Below are 17,982 nucleotides of genomic sequence, written 5' to 3'. Positions count from 1 at the left end.
GCGCTGTGCCATCATTATTGTCGCTAGAGACCAGACAGTGAAGATTAGAAGCCCACCGGGACAGCGTCAACCGTCACCGGCGGGTACCGGCCAGCGCGCGCCGCCTCAGGCTGACAGGTCAGGCTGACAAGGCGTTCCGAGGGCCTGCACCCGTCAGCACCAACAGCAACTGCTCCAGCAACAGCTCCTTGTTCGGGTTCGCGCCCGAGACAAACAGCCGCCGGGCGCGGGACAGCGCCTGGGCGAATTGCAGCAATACAATCGGGGAGACGCGGGCCAGATGCTGCATGGCATTGGCAAGCTCGGGATCCGTGACATGGGTGGCGCCCTGGCTGAGTCGCAACGCCTGGCGCGTCCAGCCATAACAGGCCTCCAGTAGCGCCAGCGTATCATAGCCGGCAAACTGCCGAGCGATCACCACCGCACTGGCCTGCCCGGATGCCAGTCGTGCCAGCGCCTGGACCAGCGCGGCCCGCTCTGCGAACCAGTCGGCCTGCTCCAGCGCCACCGCACGCAGCGGTGCGCCACCGGCGGCGGCCAGTAATGGCGCCGCCCGCTCCGGTACCGCCAGTTGCCCGGCAACCCAGGGTTCGGACACCGACAGCGGGGGCGGTGTCAGCAGCTGCTGCTGGCAACGGCTGCGCACCGTGGGCAGCAAGGCGCTGACCTGGTCACATACGAGAATCAGCAAGGTATTGCTGCCAGGCTCTTCGAGGGTCTTGAGCAGTGCATTCTGGGCATTACGGTTCATGGCCTGTGCCGGGCGCACCAGCGCAACCCGATGACCGCCGTATTGCGGCGTGCGGCTGGCGAATTCCACCAACTCGCGAATCTGGTCGATGCGGATGGCCTTGCCCGCTTCCGCCGGCTCCGTCAGACACATGTCCGGATGGGTGCCGCCGGTCGTCATGTGACAACCGTGACAGCGACCACAGGCAATACCGCCACGGGGGGATTCGCATAACAGGACTTGCAACAACGCCAACGCCAGGCGCTCCTTGCCAATCCCCGCCGGACCGCTGAACAGCAAGGCGTGGGGCAAGCGCCCGGCCTCACGGCGACTCAGCAGCTGATTCAACGTATCCCGGTGCCAGGGGCACGGCGCCTGGATGGCGGCAACGGCCTCAGCCACGGGCGCTCACCTGCTCAGCAATCAGTGCCTGTACCTGCATGCGTACTTCATCCAGTGGCGCGCCAGCATCGATCAGGCGAAACCGTGTGGGATCATCCGCAGCACGTCGCATATAACTCTCGCGGATGCGTTCGAAGAACGCACGCTCCTCCTGCTCGAAACGATCCAGCTTGCCACGCTTGCCGGCCCGCGACAGCCCGGTCAACACATCGATGTCGAACAGGAAGGTCGCATCCGGGCGCAAATCGCCTTGCACCAGCGTTTCCAGCGCAGCGATATGATCCACCGGCAGACCGCGCCCGCCGCCCTGATAGGCATAGGTGGCATCGGTAAAGCGATCACACAACACCCATTTGCCGGCGGCCAGCGCGGGCCGTATCACCTGCTGGAGATGCTGGGCGCGGGCGGCAAAGATCAACAGCAGTTCGGTATCGGGGGCCACGGGCTCTTCATGGGGGGCAAGCAGCAGATCCCGCAGGGCTTCCGCCAGCGGCGTGCCGCCGGGTTCGCGGGTAATGGTGACCTCGATACCCTCGGCACGCAGCAGCTCGGCAGCCCAGCCCAGATTGCTGGACTTGCCCGCGCCTTCCACGCCCTCAAAGGTGATGAACCGCCCCGCTGCTTGCGTCATAAATGTCTCTGAATGAATCTAGGGGGTCTCAGTCTCGGCCGGGGCCTCAACCGGAGCCTGCGGTGCCGGCGATGAGCGATAACCCTCCCGGCGATTCAGCTGGTAACGTCGCACTGCCGCATTGTGCTCTTCCAGTGTAGCGGAAAACTGATGCGAGCCATCGCCCCGGGCCACAAAGAACAGGGCTTCGCTGCGCTCCGGATTGACCGCGGCACGAATCGCCGCCGCGCCTGGCATGGCAATCGGTGTCGGCGGCATCCCGCGAATCACATAGGTGTTGTAGGGCGTGGGCTCACGCAGATCGACGCGACGAATACGCCCTTCGTAGCGCTCCCCCATACCATAAATGACGGTAGGGTCTGTCTGCAGGCGCATGCCTTTTTCCAGCCGCTGCACGAACACACCGGCGATCTTGCCACGTTCCTCGGGGACGCCGGTTTCACGTTCAACGATGGACGCCATGATCAATGCATCATAGGCGTCCCCATACGGCAAATCGGCATCCCTGGCGGCCCAGGCCTCATCCAGAATGCGCTGCTGACGCGCATAGGCCCGGCGCATCAGCGCCAGGTCTGTTTCGCCGCGGGTGTAGAAATAGGTATCCGGCGCAAACCAGCCCTCCGGGTGACGGTCCGGCGCGCCCAGCTCCGCCATGATATCCGCGTCGCTCATGTCCGTTGTCAGCGCCTGCAATCCGGCGGCCATGGCCAGTTGGGCACGCATCTCACGAAAGTGGGTGCCCTCGATGATGACGAAAGGGTGTTGTATCACGTCGCCCTGCTCCAGCTTGTCGAGCAGGGACACCAGATTCTCACCCGGCTTGATGCGATATTCACCGCGATGGATACGCCGCGCATCATCATTGGTCAGGGCATAGACGCGCACGCTGAGCTGCCGCAATCGTGCCTCGGCCGGATCACCCAGCATGCCTCGCCCGGCAAGGTGCCGGATGACGCCATGCAATGAGCCACCGCGAGGCACATCCAGGATGTATTCCTCATCCAGCAAAAGAGGCCGGTGCATATGCCCGGCCAGCCAGGTAAAGGCCAGTGGCACCAGCAGCAGCGGCACGAATATCAACAGGACAAAATACTTCGTATGGCGTTTTTTCATTCGAATAGTTGTTCCAGGCGTGCCTGTAAAGCCAGGGTAAGATCCCCCACCGGCCATGATCGATCCATCAGTGTACGGACCGGCAGAATTCCGGCAACACTGTTGCAGGCAAAAACTTCATCGGCGGACTCAAGTTGTGACAATGGCCGCGCATGGATATCCACGTCAAGCCCCTGATCAACCGCGAGTTTTTCGATGATCACGCTGCGCGCTACGCCCGCCACACCGCACTGGGCCAGATCAGGTGTCCACAGGCGTTCACCGAAGCGCGCAAACAGGTTCATGCTGGTGAGTTCAATCGGGAGGCCTTGCATGTCACACATCAGGCCCTCCTGCCAACCGGCACGCTGCACTTCGCCGCGCGCCATGACCTGCTCAAGCCGGTTCAGATGCTTGAGGCCTGCGAAAGCGGGTTGCAGCGCCAGGCGCTGCTGGCACAGACCGATGCGCAATCCCTCCCGGTATTCGCTGGCAGGTCGCAACGGCAATGCGTGCAGGCTGGCCAGCAGGCGCGGCGTTGCCGGTGTTGGCCAGGCATAGCCCCGCCCACCACTGCCGCGGGTCAGGATCAGCTTGAAAACGGCGTGAGGACTTCCACCCTGCTGCAGCTGTCGTGCGTGCTGCACCAGCGCTTCCCTCAGCGCCTGGTCCAGCGCATCAGCGCTGGTGGCGATACCCAGGCGCTCTGCCCCCGCCAGCATGCGGGCACGATGACGGGGCCAGAGGGGCGCTGAATCGGCGACCAGACGCACAGTCTCGAAACAGCCATCCCCGTATGCCAGGCCCCGGTCATCCGCCGGCAGTGACTGCCATAGCAGTGTCACAGGCGGCGAAACACCAGCGAACCGTTGGTGCCACCAAAACCGAAGGAGTTCGACAACGCGACCGGAATATCACGCTGCTGAGCAGTGTGGGGAACGAAGTTGAGGTCGCAATCCTGATCCGGGTTGTCCAGGTTGATGGTGGGCGGCGCCACACCATCACGCATGGCCAACAGGGTGAAGATTGCCTCGACCGCACCGGCTGCGCCAAGCAAATGGCCCACCATGGATTTGGTCGAGCTCACAGCCAATGCATCCGCATGCGCGCCAAACACGTTACGAATGGCATGCGCTTCCGCCAGATCGCCCGCTTTGGTGGAGGTGCCATGGGCATTGATGTAAGCGACCTCGTCCGGATTGACACCGGCATCCCGCAGGGCATTGGTCATGGCGCGCGCAGCACCCGCACCATCTTCCGGTGGTGCCGTGATATGGAAAGCGTCACCGCTCATGCCATAACCGACCAACTCGGCGTAAATATGTGCACCACGGGCTCTGGCACGCTCATATTCTTCAAGCACCACAATACCCGCGCCATCGGCCAGCACAAAGCCATCGCGGTCACGGTCCCAGGGCCGACTCGCGCCCTGAGGATCTTCGTTGCGCGTCGAAAGCGCCCGCGCTGCGCCGAAACCGCCCATGCCCAGGGGAGAGCAGCCCTTCTCGGCACCGCCGGCGATCATTACATCTGCCGTGCCCAGCATGATCTGCTGGGCAGCGAAACCGATGCAGTGGGTACCGCTGGTGCAGGCCGTTACCGTGGCAAAATTGGGGCCGCGGTAGCCGTACATGATCGACAGATTACCCGCGACCATATTGATGATGCTGCCCGGTACGAAGAACGGCGATATCTTGCGTGCGCCGCCGTCGAGCAGCTTCTGATGATTCTCTTCAATGGTCCCCAGACCGCCGATGCCCGAGCCGATGGCCACGCCGATAAGATCAGCATCCTTTTCAGCATCGGTCAGCCCGGCATCCCGGATTGCCTGTACTGCGGCCACCATGCCGTACTGCATGAAGCCGTCCATCTTGCGCGCATCCTTGGCGGGAAAGAAATCCGCTACGTCGAACTCCGGGACCAGCCCGGCAAAGCGCGTGGAAAACCGCTCCGTATCAAAATGCGTGATACTGCGGATACCGCTCTCGCCAGCCACCAGGCGCTTCCACGTGGACGCGACGTCAGTCCCCAACGGACTGAGCATTCCCATGCCGGTGACAACTACACGACGTCTTGTCACTGCCTCTTCCTCCAGTCCTCAGTCAGCAAAAAAAAACCGCAAGTCCAGAGCGCTGAACCTGCGGCTTTCTTGATCAGGCCAGAGCCGGATCAGGCGTGGCCTTTGACGTAATCGATGGCAGCCTGAACGGTGCTGATCTTCTCAGCTTCCTCGTCGGGGATTTCAGTTTCGAATTCCTCTTCGAGAGCCATCACCAGTTCGACGGTATCCAGCGAGTCGGCGCCCAGGTCTTCGACAAAGGAAGCTTCCAGCTTGACGTCTTCCGGCTTCACACCCAGCTGTTCCACGATGATTTTGGTGACGCGATCTTCAATGCTGCTCATGATACTAACTCTCTCCTGTTGTGGTGTCTCAACACCTCAGGCGGCTATTCTAGGGGAACGCTGATTGCCCATGCAAGCAACGATCCCCACCCGCCCGGGTGCATATGTTGCCAATTGTGTGTCAGCCCGTGAACATTCCACCGTTGACATGCACCGTGGTGCCGGTTACGTAGCCCGCGCCATCCGAGGCGAGCCAGGTTACCGCACTGGCGATTTCTTCCACCTGGCCCAACCGGCCCAGTGGTATCTGTGACAGCAGGTTATCACGTTGTGCCTCGGGCAGCGCCTCTGTCATGTCCGTCTGGATAAAGCCCGGTGCTACCGCATTGACGGTGATCGCCCGGGACCCCACCTCGCGCGCCAGCGCCCGGGTAAAGCCCTCTGCGCCGCCTTTGGCCGCCGCATAGTTGGCCTGCCCGGCATTGCCCATGGTGCCCACCACCGAGGTGATGTTGATGATCCGGCCCCAGCGCGCCTTGGTCATCCCTTTCAGACAGGCCCGCGTGACCCGAAACAGGGCATTGAGATTGGTGTTGATCACCGCATCCCACTCCTCGGCCTTCATGCGCAGCATGATGTTGTCCCGGGTAATGCCCGCATTGTTGACCAGCACCAGCGGGGCGCCGTATTCCGCCTGTATCGTTGCCATGGCCGCTGTGACGGATTCCGCATCACTGACGTCCATGACGACACCGCCACCCTGCCCGGCCAGCATGGCGCCGATAGCATCCGCGCCGGCCTGTGTTGTTGCGGTGCCCACCACCGTGTAGCCGGCAGCGGCCAGGCCGGCAGCAATCGCCTTGCCAATACCGCGGCTGGCGCCCGTTACCAGCGCAACGCGCGCTGTCTGCTCTGCTGATGCTGTCATCTGCTCTACTCCGTGATTCCCTGTTATCCGCCGCTGGGGGTCTCTGCCCGCAGCGTCTCGGCATTTTCCAGCGCCACCATCTCGAGGCTGCGGTCAATGCGTTTTATCAAGCCCGAGAGCACCTTGCCGGGGCCGCACTCATAGCCCTTCGTGACACCCTCCGCCACCAGCTTTTGCACCGTCTCCACCCAACGAACGGGAGAATGCAGCTGCCGCACCAGGGCGGCCCGAATGGCGTCCACGTCCTGCTCGGCCTGCACGTCCACGTTGTTGATCACCGGCATTTCGGGCGCGTGCAGATTAATGCCCGCCAGTACGTCCGCCAGCGCATCCGCCGCTGGCTGCATCAGGGCGCAGTGTGACGGCACGCTGACAGGCAGCGCCATGGCACGCTTGGCGCCTGCGGCCTTGCAGGCCTCAATGGCGCGCGTTACGGCCTCTGCATCGCCGGCGATCACCACCTGGCCTGGCGCATTATAGTTAACGGCTTCAACAACTTGCCCGCCAGCGGCGCTGGCACAGGCCTCGCGAACCTTGTCATCATCCAGCCCCAGCACCGCAGCCATGCTACCGGTGCCCACTGGCACGGCGCTCTGCATCAGTTCGCCACGGCGCGCCACCAGACGCGCGGCATCCCCCAGGCTCATGACACCGGCGCAGGTCAGGGCCGTGTATTCCCCCAGACTGTGGCCCGCCACCAGCGCCGGGCGCTGCCCGCCACGGTGTATCCACAGACGCCAGAGCGCCACGCCCGCCGTCAACAGCGCGGGCTGGGTCACTTCAGTACGATTGAGTTCGGTATCCGGGCCGCTTTGTATCAGCTGCCAGAGATCATAGCCGAGAGCACCAGAGGCCTCATTGAAGGTGTGCTGAACGACCGATTCCCCGGCGTAGTCACTGAGCATGGCCACCGATTGCGACCCCTGACCGGGAAACAGAAATGCCGTTTTACTCATAAATGCTTCGCTCCACTACACGTGCTTTTTTCAGTGCGGTTTCAGTCCGATTTCAGCCCGGCGGGCATTGTGCTTGCCCCGGCAGCAGATTGCGCGCCGGATTTGCAACAAAACCTTATTCCGCTGCAACCACTGGCGTTTGCAGCGCGCTGCCGATCAGTGCCGGCACATTGCGCTTCGCTTCCAGCAAGGCCACTTCCAGTGCCGCCGCAAAGCCTGCCTCGCCTACGCCACCATGGCTTTTCACCACAATACCGTTGAGGCCCACCAGACTCGCGCCGTTATAACGCTCCGGATCCAGGCGCCCTTTCAGGCCGCGCAGCACCGGCAACGCCAGCAATCCCGACAGTTTCTTCAGCCAGGAGCGACCGATTTCCTCGCGAATCATCTGGCTGATCATGGACGCCACCCCTTCCATGGTTTTCAGCGCCACATTGCCGACAAATCCATCACACACCACAACATCCGCATCCCCGGCGAACACGGCATTGCCTTCTATATAACCGGTGTAATTGAGCTGGGGGTGTTGTTGCAGCAGGCGTGCCGCGAGCTTGATCTGTTCGTTGCCCTTGATGTCTTCCTCGCCAATGTTCAGCAACGCCACGCGGGGCGCCTCAACGCCATCCACGGCACGCACCACGGCCGCGCCCATCAGCGCAAACTGCAACAGATGCTCTGGCTCGGAATCCACATTGGCGCCCAGATCGAGCATGTGGCAATGCCCCTTGCGGGTCGGGATGGCAGTACAGATGGCAGGACGATCAATACCTGGCAACGTTTTCAGGACAAACCGGCTGATCGCCATCAGCGCACCGGTGTTACCGGCGCTGACGGCGGCCTGCGCACGCCCGTCGCGCACCTGATTGATGGCGACACGCATGGAGGAATCTTTCTTGTTGCGCAGGGCAACGGGAATGGGGTCGTGCATTTCCACGACTTCGGTCGCGGCAACCAGCTCAAGCCGTGCATGACCTGCAAGACCTGCCGCTTCCAGTGCCGCCGTCAGTGGAGCCTCCTGCCCCACCACCAGAATACGCAAATCGGCATGTTGCCGAAGCAGCCGCGCCACCGCCGGTATGGTCACCGACAAGCCGTGGTCGCCGCCCATGGCATCCACCGCCAGGGTCAACTGGGCCATGCGCCAGCCTCTCTTCTGTTTTGTTGTAAAGGATGTCCTGAATGATTGCCCGCAGAGCATGCGACAGGGACATCATTTTCGCAAAGAAAATTTCGCCAGGAAAAACGTAACCGGTCATGACACAAATGAAAACGGGAGCCGCAGCTCCCGTTGTTCAATGATCGACTCAGGCTTCGTCGTCGTCAGTCTCGACGGACGCGATAACCTGACGACCACGGTAGTAGCCATCCGGAGAGATGTGATGGCGACGATGTACTTCGCCGGTGTTGCTGTCTTCGGTCAGGGCCGGCGCAGACAGGGCGTCGTGAGAGCGACGCATGTCACGCTTGGAACGGGTTTTCCGGTTCTGTTGAACTGCCATGGTTCGCTCCTAATAAAGCAAGTCGTTACTTCTGGCTGCCTTTCAGGCTTGCCAGAACTGCAAAAGGGTTATCCGCTTTTTCATCACTCGCCGACACATCGGGCTGGTCACCCTCCGGCAGACGTGTGGGGCATTGCTCATGCGTGGCAACCAGCGGCAGCGCCAACAGCAATTCCTCTTCCAGCAATGTCGCCAGTGTCATCTTCTCGTCTGTCACCAGCCAGGGATCATAACGCTCCGGGAGCATGTTGATCTCTTCCTCGGTCCAGACCAGCGCCAGATTCACCCGGGCGGTCACATCACACGTCACGGGTTCCAGGCAGCGCTGACAGGTCATCACCAGCGCGGCGGAAACAGTGCCGTGAACAATACGCTGCCCGTCCTCGGGATCCCGCTCGAAAGTGAGCGCCACCGAAACTGCCTGCGCCTGGCTCTGATCGAAATCACTGAACCGGGGAAGGGCTGCGACGGTGGTCTGACCACTGATGAGGACACCCTGATCAGCCAGCTTGCGCGGCTCGACGTAGTGCGGCAATTGCTCTGAAAACATAAGCGCGCAATTCTAGGGCCGTACAGCCCCCCTGTCAAAGTGAAGTTGAAAAGCTAACCAATTGATGGAAAAGGCTTTTCTCGTGCAGAGGCAAATGAGTAGGGCTACAATCACCCATTAATCGCTCATTGTAGGCGTATCCGGGCAGAAATACTGCCGGGAGTGCGCTCTTTTACGGCACGGCATTTCCCTGATGGAGCCCCCATGACTGACGCCCCCCGCTCTGTAGTACAGGATTCAGTACAGGATTCGACACTGGATCTGGTCCTGGCCTCCTCCTCCCCGTTTCGCCGTGAGCTGCTGGGCCGCCTCGGGCTCGACTTTCAATGTGACAGCCCGGATATCGACGAAAGCGCCCTGGCCGGGGAAACACCGGAGCAACTGGTCCTGAGACTGGCGCGCGCCAAGGCCGCCGCCGTCGCCGAACGGCACCCGCATGCCTGGGTGATCGGCTCGGACCAGGTGGCGGTGACCGCCACCGGCGAGGTACTGGGCAAGCCCGGCACGCGAGACAAGGCCATAGCGCAACTGCGCGCCAGCAGCGGCAGCTGCGTGACCTTTCAGACCGGCCTGTGCCTGATGAATGCGGTTACCGGCCGCTACCAGAGCGGCTGTGAGCGCTTCCGGGTGCACTTCCGCACCCTGACTGATGATGTCATCGAGCGGTATGTCGATCAGGAGCAGCCGTTCCATTGCGCCGGCAGTTTCAAATCCGAGGGGCTGGGCATTGTGCTCTTCAGTGCCCTGGAAGGACGCGACCCCAATGCACTGATCGGGCTGCCCCTGATCATGCTGACGGACTTTCTGCGCGCCGAGGGCGTTGCCCTGCCCCCCATTGCACCCGCCCCGGTACCGAACTGACCCGACTCAGGACGCGCTGCAGGCGTAGGCATCCACCTCGTCTGCCAGCGCCTGAACCACCCCCGGGCGGTATTTCACCAGCAGCGCCCAGAGCACCGCCATGGTTTCCACATCCGCCTGCCCGTCGTAACGTCGCGGACGAAAATGCAGCTGGAACGCTCGCAGTACGTCTTCAGTTTGTGCATCCAGCTCGCCGCTCACCGCTATCGGATAGCCGTAGCCGCGTAATCCGGCCTGCAATGTGATGAGCGACGGCGGTGCCGCGCTGAAGACCGCTGCATAGCACGCCACGGTGTCATCGTCCGGCCAGGCCCCGATGCCGGCCTCGTACAGGCGGCGCCAGGGAAATCGGGGGCCGGGATCAAGCTTGCGGGAGGGGGCAACGTCGGAGTGCGCCACCACATTTACCGGATCGATGTCATGCCGGGCAATGATGTCCTGCGCCAACGCAATCACGGCCTCGATCTGATCATCCGGATAGCGCGCCCAGTAGAGCCCGAACAAGGTGCCGCGCGGGCCGGCATTGGTGATCTCGATACCGATGGAGGTGTCATTGATATTGCGCCGATCACCCCACTCACTAACCCCGGCGTGCCAGGCGCGGCGCTTTTCTTCCACCAGCTGATAGATGAGCGGCGCACCACGAAACTGGCGCGCCGGCAACGGCATCAGGTAATGCGAGCTGACCTGCGGGCCGGTCAGCGTATGCAGTGCGCGTGCTTCATGGTGCCCGGTGTAATGCATGACGAGATGATAGACGCGGCTGTTATGGGCGGCCGCCACGTGGCTCGTGTCCACGACATAGCCATCGCGCCGCTCCACCTGGGCGCACCCGGCGAGCTGCATCCCCAGCGCCAGTACACCCAAGACGCCGGTCAGCCAGCGCCGGCGTCTTGTGTCAGCGCAGACTCCAGCCATCAACACCCATCACCTGGCCGATACCTCGACCGATACTGACACCAAAGCCGCGCAGGAACCGCTCGAACGGATGCGGCAACACCGAATAATCCACAATCTCTTCGGCACCAATCACATCCCGCGCCACATTGCCCGGGCTGCCGGTGCCATCGGCAAGACCCAGCTGCACAGCTTCCTCGCCGGTCCAGATCAGGCCAGAGAACAACTCGGGGTGGTCGGCTTCTTTCAGGCGCTCACCGCGCCCCTCACGGACAGCGGCGACAAATTGCGCGTGCACGCCATCCAGCAACCGCTGGATATGGGCTTGCTGATCAGCCTCTACCGGGCCGAAGGGGTCCATGATGGCCTTGTTATCACCGGAGGTCAGGACACGGCGTTCCACGCCCAGTTTTTCCAGCGCCTCGGTAAAACCGAATCCGGCCATGATGACCCCGATGGACCCGACAATGCTGGAGGGGTCCACGTAGATTTCATCAGCGGCCGCAGCAATATAGTAGGCGCCGGAAGCACCGACATCGGTGATCACGGCATAGACTTTCTTGTCCGGATACTCACCTTTGAGACGACGAATTTCGTTGTAGACGTAAGCGGACTGCACCGGCGAACCGCCCGGGCTGTTGATGCGCAACATCACGGCCTGCGAAAACTCTGCCTCGAAAGCGCGACGCAAACCACTGGTGAGCGCATCGGCGCTGGCTTCTGCGCCGTCGGCGATAATGCCGCTGACATCCACCATCGCCGTATGTGCCTGGGTCGGCGCCGTAAAGCCGCCGGTCCCCATACGCATGGGCAGAAACAGAATCAGAATCAGGAACAGGTAGCCCAGCGTTGCCATGCGGAAAAAAATGCTCCAGCGGCGCTGTTTGCGCTGCTCGTCCTGCATCGACATCACGACTTTTTCTATCAGTTGCCACTCACGATTACTCTGCGGTGGCGTGGGCCGATTGGCGCCTGTGCCCCTGTCGTGAACACCGTATCCCGATTCCGCCATGTTGCCTTCTCCCGTTGCGATTCAACCACGCTGCCCGGCCGACGCCAGCCAGGGCAGCAATGCATCAATACGTTCCAGTAATGCCAGGGGGCCGTGGGGTTCCAGCAAGGCCACCTCGTGCGCGCCGTACACCACACCCACCCGATCCACGCCGGCTCGCGCCGCCATTTCCATATCAAATCCGGTGTCACCCACCACCAGTGCCCGCTCCGCAGGACAGGCCAGCTCATCCAGTATGGCATGCACCATATCCGGGTGCGGCTTGGAACGCGTTTCATCGGCACAGCGCGAGGCATGAAAGTAGCGGTCCAGACCGGTATTGCGCCAGACCCGATCCAGGCCCTTGCGACTCTTCCCGGTGGCCACCGCCAACTGCAGCCCCTCCGCCCGCAATGTCTCCAGCGTGTTCAGCGCGCCGGGGAACAACGGACTGGGCTGCTGTTCCGCCGCGATGAAATGCACCGCATACCGCTCGCGCATCGCTTCCACCCGCATCTCGTCTGCTGCGGGATACAGCACCCTGATGGCTTCATGCAGGCCCAGCCCGATGATCGACTGCAGCTGCAATGGCGGCAATGCCGGCAGCGACACATCCGCTGCCGCCCGCGCGAGGCAACTGACAATGCGACCCGTAGAGTCCATCAGGGTGCCATCCCAGTCAAAAATTATCAGTGAATAGCGCATCAACGGCGGCCCCGCCTGTTCTTCGGCGGAGGCGTCCCTGTCGCCCTGCCGGACGGTCGCCCTTTGCTGCGGCCCGCCGGACCGGACCGAGTGGTGCCCCGGGTGCTGGCTCTCGCACCGGTATTGGAATCCGTCTTGGTGCCCTTTCTGGCAACAGAGGATTTGGCCGGCCTTGCGTCACCGTCTGCAGACCCTCGCGTCGCCGCTTTTGCCGGCCTGCCGCTTTTCGACGCTGCAGTGCCGGACTTATTGTCGGACCTGTTGCCGGGCCTGCTGCCGAGCATAGTAGTACCCGTGGTGCCCATGCGCGCCTTGCGCGCCCGTGCGGGCGGCGGTTCTTCATCGCCCGGAGCATCTGTCACCACATCCAGGACAGCCGGTGCAGTAACAGGGTGCTTCCGCAGCCGCACCAACGCGTCCTCGAACGCCTCATCCAACGGCGCCGTGAGCTGTAACATCTCACCGGACTCCGGGTGCCGCAGCCCCAGATGGCGGGCGTGCAGGAACATACGGGCGTGACCCAGCTCCCGCGCCCAGTGGGCATTCTCCTGCGGGTCCCCGTATTTCGGATCACCCACCAACGGGAAGCCGCCAAAGCGGGCATGCACGCGGATCTGGTGCGTCCGGCCGGTGCCCAGGGTGGCTTCCACCAGCGCCAGATCGCCGAAACGCTCCAGCAAGCGGAAATCCGTGCGCGAGGCCTTGCCTTCCTGGGACACACGCACCACGCGTTCGTTGCCATGGGTCTGCTTCAGCAGCGGCGCCTCGATGGTGCGCTGCTTGCCGGTAAAGCCCCGGCAGATCAGCCAGTAGCGCTTGTCGATGCCGCCGTCGAGCATCAGTCGCTGCAGGCGCCGCAAAAAAGGCCGGTGCTTTGCCAGCATGATGGCGCCGGAGGTGTCCCGGTCCAGGCGATGGACCAGCTCCAGATTCCGGTCCTCCGGGCGCAATACCCGCAGGGATTCGATCAACCCCAGGCTGATGCCGCTGCCACCGTGCACTGCCAGCCCCACCGGTTTGTTATACACCAGCAGCTTGTCGTCCTCGTGAATGAGACCGCGACTGAGACGCTCCCCCAACGCCTGGCTTACGGCGGGCGTGCCGTTGTCACCGGCAACGCGCACTGGCGGAATGCGTACCTGATCCCCCTCTTCCAGGCGATAGGTCTGTTTGATGCGTTTTCCGTTCACGCGCACCTGGCCATCGCGAATGATGCGATAGATGCGAGACTTCGGGACGCCTTTCAGCGTGGCCATCAGGAAGTTATCCAGACGCTGACCGGCGCGGTCGGCATCGATGCTTACATGAGTGACGCTGGGGGTGGAGCTCGGGGTGTCTGACATGCCGGCGATTCTAAACAGGCCGCAGGCAAAGTGCATCAGGCATCTTCAATCTGTCTGCACAGGTGCCGGCCGCCGGGTCGGAGCCATTCACCAGAGCTATCTAATTGATCCGCCGACTATTTTGCTGCTATAGTTCCCTGTCGGCCGTTTACCGGCCCCGGCGACGCGCAGCGAACATTCGCCGGGTGCAGCAGGGACTCGCCCGACAAAGCGACAGATATATGACTGGCGCCGAGCACATCATGATGGCCCGGCGCAGCAGGAAAATACCTTTGGACATGCCGTCGAACCCCTATTGCGACGACGGCGATTCGACAACCCAGGTAGCCTGCAGAGACGCCCCGACTGATCGGGCGACAGACTGAATACGATAGCTATACGGCAGAAAGATGCCTCGCGGGGCCGCCCGCTTGATGTGCGGCCTCAGCCAGATAACAGGTTCTATGCCGCCCGGGCTGATCACCATCGCCGGGGCAGCAGACAACCCAGGCGTGATCTCCGAACACCATCGGGGAGCCGCGTTCGGGACAGAATAGCCGGATATTACCGGCCCACAGCCTCACGGGAGGGCTAACACGGCGTTTCATGCCGTCTCCCGGCTGTACAAGAAGTCTGTCCGTCCGGTTCCCGGTCTGATGCCCGGCAATGGGCCCTCTGTCATGGCTACCCTATAAATGTGGTAGACACATGAAACGTATGCTTATCAACGCAACCCACCCTGAAGAGGTGCGTGTTGCACTGGTCGATGGCCAGCGGCTGTATGATCTGGACATCGAGCATCGCACCCGGGAACAGAAAAAAGCCAACATCTACAAAGGCAAGATCACCCGCGTCGAACCCTCTCTTGAAGCTGCCTTCGTTGATTTCGGCGCCGAGCGCCACGGCTTCCTGCCCTTGAAGGAAATTTCCCGCCAGTACTTCAGCAAAGACCCGAAAGACATTCAGGGCCGCATCAATATCAAGGAAGTGGTCCGCGAAGGTCAGGAAGTCATCGTGCAGGTGGACAAGGAAGAGCGCGGCAATAAAGGCGCGGCGCTCTCCACCTTTATCAGCCTGGCAGGCCGTTATCTGGTCCTGATGCCGAACAATCCCCGTGCTGGCGGTATCTCCCGCCGCATCGAAGGTGAAGAGCGTCAGGAACTCAAGGAAGCACTGGGCGCCCTGAAGCTGCCCGCCGACATGGGCGTGATCGTACGCACCGCTGGCCTGGGCCGCTCCCCGGAAGAACTGCAGTGGGACCTCGATTACCTGCTGAAACTGTGGGACAGCATTGATACCGCCGGCAAAAGCCGCCCTGCCCCGTTCCTGGTGTATCAGGAATCCAATGTCATCATTCGCGCCATCCGCGATTACCTGCGCAAGGACATCGGCGAAGTACTGATCGATTCCGACGAAACGTTTGCTGAAGCAAATGGCTTCGTCACCCAGGTGATGAACGACTTTGCCAACAAGATCAAACTGTACAAGGATGAGACACCGCTGTTTTCCCGTTACCAGATCGAATCCCAGATCGAGACGGCATTCCAGCGTGAAGTGAAACTGCCCTCCGGCGGTTCCATTGTCATTGATCCTACCGAAGCACTGGTTTCCATCGACATCAACTCCTCCCGCGCCACCAAAGGCGCGGACATCGAGGAAACCGCACTGCAGACCAACCTGGAAGCGGCAGACGAAATCTCCCGCCAGCTGCGCCTGCGTGATATCGGCGGCCTGATCGTGGTCGATTTCATCGACATGGGCCCGGCACGCAACCAGCGTGAAGTAGAAAACCGCATGCGTGAAGCGCTGGAAGCAGATCGCGCACGCGTGCAGGTCGGCCGCATTTCCCGCTTTGGCCTGATGGAGCTTTCACGCCAGCGCCTGCGCCCGTCCCTTGGCGAAACATCCAGCATTGTCTGCCCGCGCTGTAACGGGCAGGGCCACATCCGTGACGTCAAATCCCTCGCACTCTCCATCCTGCGTCTGGTGGAAGAAGAGGTGATGAAAGAGCGCACCGGCGAAATCCAGGCCCAGGTGCCGGTACCGGTTGCCACCTACCTGCTGAACGAAAAACGGCAGGCACTGCGGGATATCGAAGGCCGCTACAAGATTCGCGTGCTGATCATCCCCAACCAGAATCTGGAAACACCGCATTTTGAAGTCCAGCGCATTCGCGACGATCAGGTTCACGCCACACTGGTCAGCCACGAAGTGGATCTGCTGGAAGGTGAAGAAGATCCGAGCCTGGTGTCGGCGCAAGATACCGAAATCAAACGCCAGGAAGCGGCCGTCAAACTGGTCGCACCGGATACCGCTGCACCACCGCCGAAACCCAGACCTGAACCGGAAGCAGCGCCTGCCGCTGCTGCCGCACCTGGCATGCTCGCCCGGCTCGTGGCGTTTATCGTACAGCTGTTCAAGAGTGACGAACCACGGGGCGTAAAAGCGGAACGCAAGCCCCCGCAGCGTAAAGACAACCAGGGCAACCGTCGTGGCACTGAAGCCCGGGGTGGTCAGGGCCGCAGCCGTCGCGGTGGCGAAGGTCGCCAGAGCGAAGGTGGTGGCCGTGGTCGACGCAACGACACACGCGGTAGCCGAGACAGTCGTGGCGAGAACCGCGGCGAGAAGGACGACACCCGCGGCGACAACCCGCGTGGCCGTGGCGGTCGCAACAACGACAACCGCAACGCCGAAGGTCGCAAGGACGGTGGGCGCCAGGAGCGTCCAGAACGTCAGCAGCAAGACCGTCAACAGGACCGTTCACAGCAAGAAAAGGGCCCTCAGCAAAAAGCCCCCCAGCCCGCCGCAGACAAACCGCAGCGTGCGGAACGCAATGATGCGGATGGCAACCGCCAGGACGCAGCACAGGACGGCGCTCAGCCTGAGCAACCGCGCAGCGGCCGCAGCCGTCGGCGTCGCAGCCGTGGCGGCAGCGGTGGCGGTGGCGGCAATGCCCAGCAAAGTGGTCAGCAGGGTGATCAGCAAGGCGCGCAGAATGACAACGCGCAAGAAAACCGCCAGCCACGCCAATCGCGCCAGCAAGGCAGCGAACGCAATGACGACAGCGATACGCCCAGCGATAACAACGATATCCGCAGCCAGGACGGCGCCGAGCGTCGTTCACAGGTGAAGGATGATCGTCCGTTGCGTCAACGTCAGCGCCCTGCTCGCGAAGGCCAGGACACTGCCGCCAACGCAGAAACCGCTGCGGCTACCGCCACTGATGCTGCTGCCAACACCGCAGCGGATACCACAAAGCAGCCGGAAGCCAAGGCGCCGACGCAAGACAAGGCTGTGGATACGGCTGGCAACACACCGGCAGCACAGCCAGCTGCAACCCCGACGGCACCCGCTGCACAGCAGCAGGATGCGCAACCGGCAAGCAGCCCGAAGCCCTCATCTGCTGAGCAGAAGCCTGCCGAGCAGCCGAAAGCCGAAGCCACAAGCAGCAAACCGGCCGCCAACGGCAACCGGGATGATCGCAACACCGATAATGCCGCGGCTCGTGATGTGGATGGCAACAAGGCGACACCGGCTCAGGGCACACCGTCCCAGCCCCGGAACAAGCCTGTAGCTGAAAAACCTGTTGCGCCTCAACCCGCTGCGGACAAGCCTGCTGCGGAAAAAGCCGTTACTGAAAAGCCCGCTGCAGAAAAACCGGCGGCAACACCGGCTACACCAGCGCCTGCTACCGAGAAACCGGTAGCAGACAAGCCGGTAGCAGAGAAACCGGCAGCGGCAGCACCAGAGGCAACACCCGCAGCCCCGGCGGCGCCCCAGGCACCGGCACCGGCACCGGCACCGGCACCACAGCAGTCTGCGGAAAAACCGGCGGAGCCAGCGGCCTCGACGCCGAAAGCCCCTGCCCCGGCAGCCCAGCAACCCACCGCCCGGGCCTCCAATGACCCGCGTGTGCTGCGGCGTCAGCAGGAAGCAGAACGACTGGCAGCAGCCAAACAGGCCGAAGACAACAAATCGGACTGACCCCGCTGCGCGCCAGTCGCGTCAAACTGAAAAAGGCCGCTTCTGCGGCCTTTTTTATTCCTCACGAATTCGCAGAAATGCTTGTTGAGGG

At 62.3% G+C, this 17,982-nt stretch carries 17 protein-coding genes; 2 read left to right on the top strand and 15 right to left on the bottom strand.

Going from position 1 to position 17,982, the window contains the following annotated elements:
* Positions 1–118: 118 nt before the first annotated feature.
* The 11 genes from K8B33_RS01320 to K8B33_RS01270 all read right to left on the bottom strand — a co-directional run bounded on the left by K8B33_RS01320 (position 119) and on the right by K8B33_RS01270 (position 9,131).
* Positions 119–1,132 carry a DNA polymerase III subunit delta' gene (locus tag K8B33_RS01320; RefSeq protein ID WP_223422440.1) on the bottom strand — a complete coding sequence of 338 codons (1,014 nt, stop codon included), beginning with the start codon at positions 1,130–1,132 and terminating at the stop codon, positions 119–121.
* Positions 1,125–1,763 carry a dTMP kinase gene (tmk, locus tag K8B33_RS01315; protein ID WP_223422438.1) on the bottom strand — a complete coding sequence of 213 codons (639 nt, stop codon included), beginning with the start codon at positions 1,761–1,763 and terminating at the stop codon, positions 1,125–1,127. Before tmk ends, K8B33_RS01320 begins: the two co-directional genes overlap by 8 nt.
* Before the next feature lie 18 nt (positions 1,764–1,781).
* Positions 1,782–2,876, bottom strand: a complete 1,095-nt coding sequence (mltG, locus tag K8B33_RS01310) for an endolytic transglycosylase MltG (protein ID WP_223422435.1) — start codon at positions 2,874–2,876, stop codon at positions 1,782–1,784.
* Complete coding sequence (pabC, locus tag K8B33_RS01305) at positions 2,873–3,700, bottom strand: aminodeoxychorismate lyase (protein WP_223422433.1); 828 nt, start codon at positions 3,698–3,700, stop codon at positions 2,873–2,875. Before pabC ends, mltG begins: the two co-directional genes overlap by 4 nt.
* Positions 3,697–4,935: a beta-ketoacyl-ACP synthase II gene (gene fabF / locus K8B33_RS01300; protein WP_223422430.1), complete on the bottom strand. Its 1,239-nt coding sequence runs from the start codon at positions 4,933–4,935 to the stop codon at positions 3,697–3,699. Before fabF ends, pabC begins: the two co-directional genes overlap by 4 nt.
* Positions 4,936–5,024: 89 nt before the next feature.
* Positions 5,025–5,258 carry an acyl carrier protein gene (gene acpP / locus K8B33_RS01295; RefSeq protein ID WP_223422427.1) on the bottom strand — a complete coding sequence of 78 codons (234 nt, stop codon included), beginning with the start codon at positions 5,256–5,258 and terminating at the stop codon, positions 5,025–5,027.
* 121 nt (positions 5,259–5,379) lie between these two features.
* The gene (gene fabG, locus K8B33_RS01290) at positions 5,380–6,126 is read right to left on the bottom strand and encodes a 3-oxoacyl-ACP reductase FabG (RefSeq protein ID WP_223422425.1); all 747 of its coding nucleotides are present in this window, start codon (positions 6,124–6,126) and stop codon (positions 5,380–5,382) included.
* A 23-nt stretch (positions 6,127–6,149) separates the two neighbouring features.
* A complete protein-coding gene (gene fabD, locus K8B33_RS01285) occupies positions 6,150–7,082 on the bottom strand; it encodes an ACP S-malonyltransferase (RefSeq protein ID WP_223422423.1) in 933 nt (310 codons plus the stop codon).
* Between the two features lie 115 nt (positions 7,083–7,197).
* A complete protein-coding gene (gene plsX / locus K8B33_RS01280; protein WP_223422420.1) occupies positions 7,198–8,220 on the bottom strand; it encodes a phosphate acyltransferase PlsX in 1,023 nt (340 codons plus the stop codon).
* Between the two features lie 166 nt (positions 8,221–8,386).
* A complete protein-coding gene (gene rpmF, locus K8B33_RS01275) occupies positions 8,387–8,581 on the bottom strand; it encodes a 50S ribosomal protein L32 (protein WP_223422417.1) in 195 nt (64 codons plus the stop codon).
* A gap of 25 nt (positions 8,582–8,606) precedes the next feature.
* Positions 8,607–9,131 carry a YceD family protein gene (locus tag K8B33_RS01270; protein ID WP_223422415.1) on the bottom strand — a complete coding sequence of 175 codons (525 nt, stop codon included), beginning with the start codon at positions 9,129–9,131 and terminating at the stop codon, positions 8,607–8,609.
* 204 nt (positions 9,132–9,335) lie between these two features.
* Between K8B33_RS01270 and K8B33_RS01265 the strand changes: the two genes are divergently transcribed.
* The gene (locus K8B33_RS01265) at positions 9,336–9,992 is read left to right on the top strand and encodes a Maf family protein (RefSeq protein ID WP_223422413.1); all 657 of its coding nucleotides are present in this window, start codon (positions 9,336–9,338) and stop codon (positions 9,990–9,992) included.
* A 6-nt stretch (positions 9,993–9,998) separates the two neighbouring features.
* Here the strand turns inward: K8B33_RS01265 and K8B33_RS01260 are convergent, their stop codons facing one another.
* From K8B33_RS01260 to K8B33_RS01245, 4 genes are read right to left on the bottom strand one after another with little or no spacing between them, the layout of a single operon-like run.
* Complete coding sequence (locus K8B33_RS01260) at positions 9,999–10,910, bottom strand: N-acetylmuramoyl-L-alanine amidase (RefSeq protein ID WP_223422410.1); 912 nt, start codon at positions 10,908–10,910, stop codon at positions 9,999–10,001.
* Complete coding sequence (locus K8B33_RS01255; protein ID WP_223422408.1) at positions 10,891–11,901, bottom strand: S49 family peptidase; 1,011 nt, start codon at positions 11,899–11,901, stop codon at positions 10,891–10,893. Before K8B33_RS01255 ends, K8B33_RS01260 begins: the two co-directional genes overlap by 20 nt.
* Positions 11,902–11,922: 21 nt before the next feature.
* The gene (locus tag K8B33_RS01250; RefSeq protein ID WP_223422406.1) at positions 11,923–12,585 is read right to left on the bottom strand and encodes an HAD-IA family hydrolase; all 663 of its coding nucleotides are present in this window, start codon (positions 12,583–12,585) and stop codon (positions 11,923–11,925) included.
* Entirely contained in the window at positions 12,585–13,928 is a 1,344-nt protein-coding gene (locus K8B33_RS01245) for an RluA family pseudouridine synthase (protein WP_396020953.1), read from the bottom strand. The genes K8B33_RS01250 and K8B33_RS01245 overlap by 1 nt, the downstream gene beginning before the upstream one ends.
* 687 nt (positions 13,929–14,615) lie before the next feature.
* Between K8B33_RS01245 and rne the strand changes: the two genes are divergently transcribed.
* Positions 14,616–17,891: a ribonuclease E gene (gene rne, locus K8B33_RS01240; protein WP_223422404.1), complete on the top strand. Its 3,276-nt coding sequence runs from the start codon at positions 14,616–14,618 to the stop codon at positions 17,889–17,891.
* The last annotated feature ends 91 nt before the right edge of the window (positions 17,892–17,982 follow it).

It is taken from the genome of Alcanivorax limicola, assembly GCF_019931215.1.
GTDB classification, from domain to species: domain Bacteria; phylum Pseudomonadota; class Gammaproteobacteria; order Pseudomonadales; family Alcanivoracaceae; genus Isoalcanivorax; species Isoalcanivorax limicola.
This window is presented reverse-complemented; position numbering and strand designations above follow the sequence as displayed.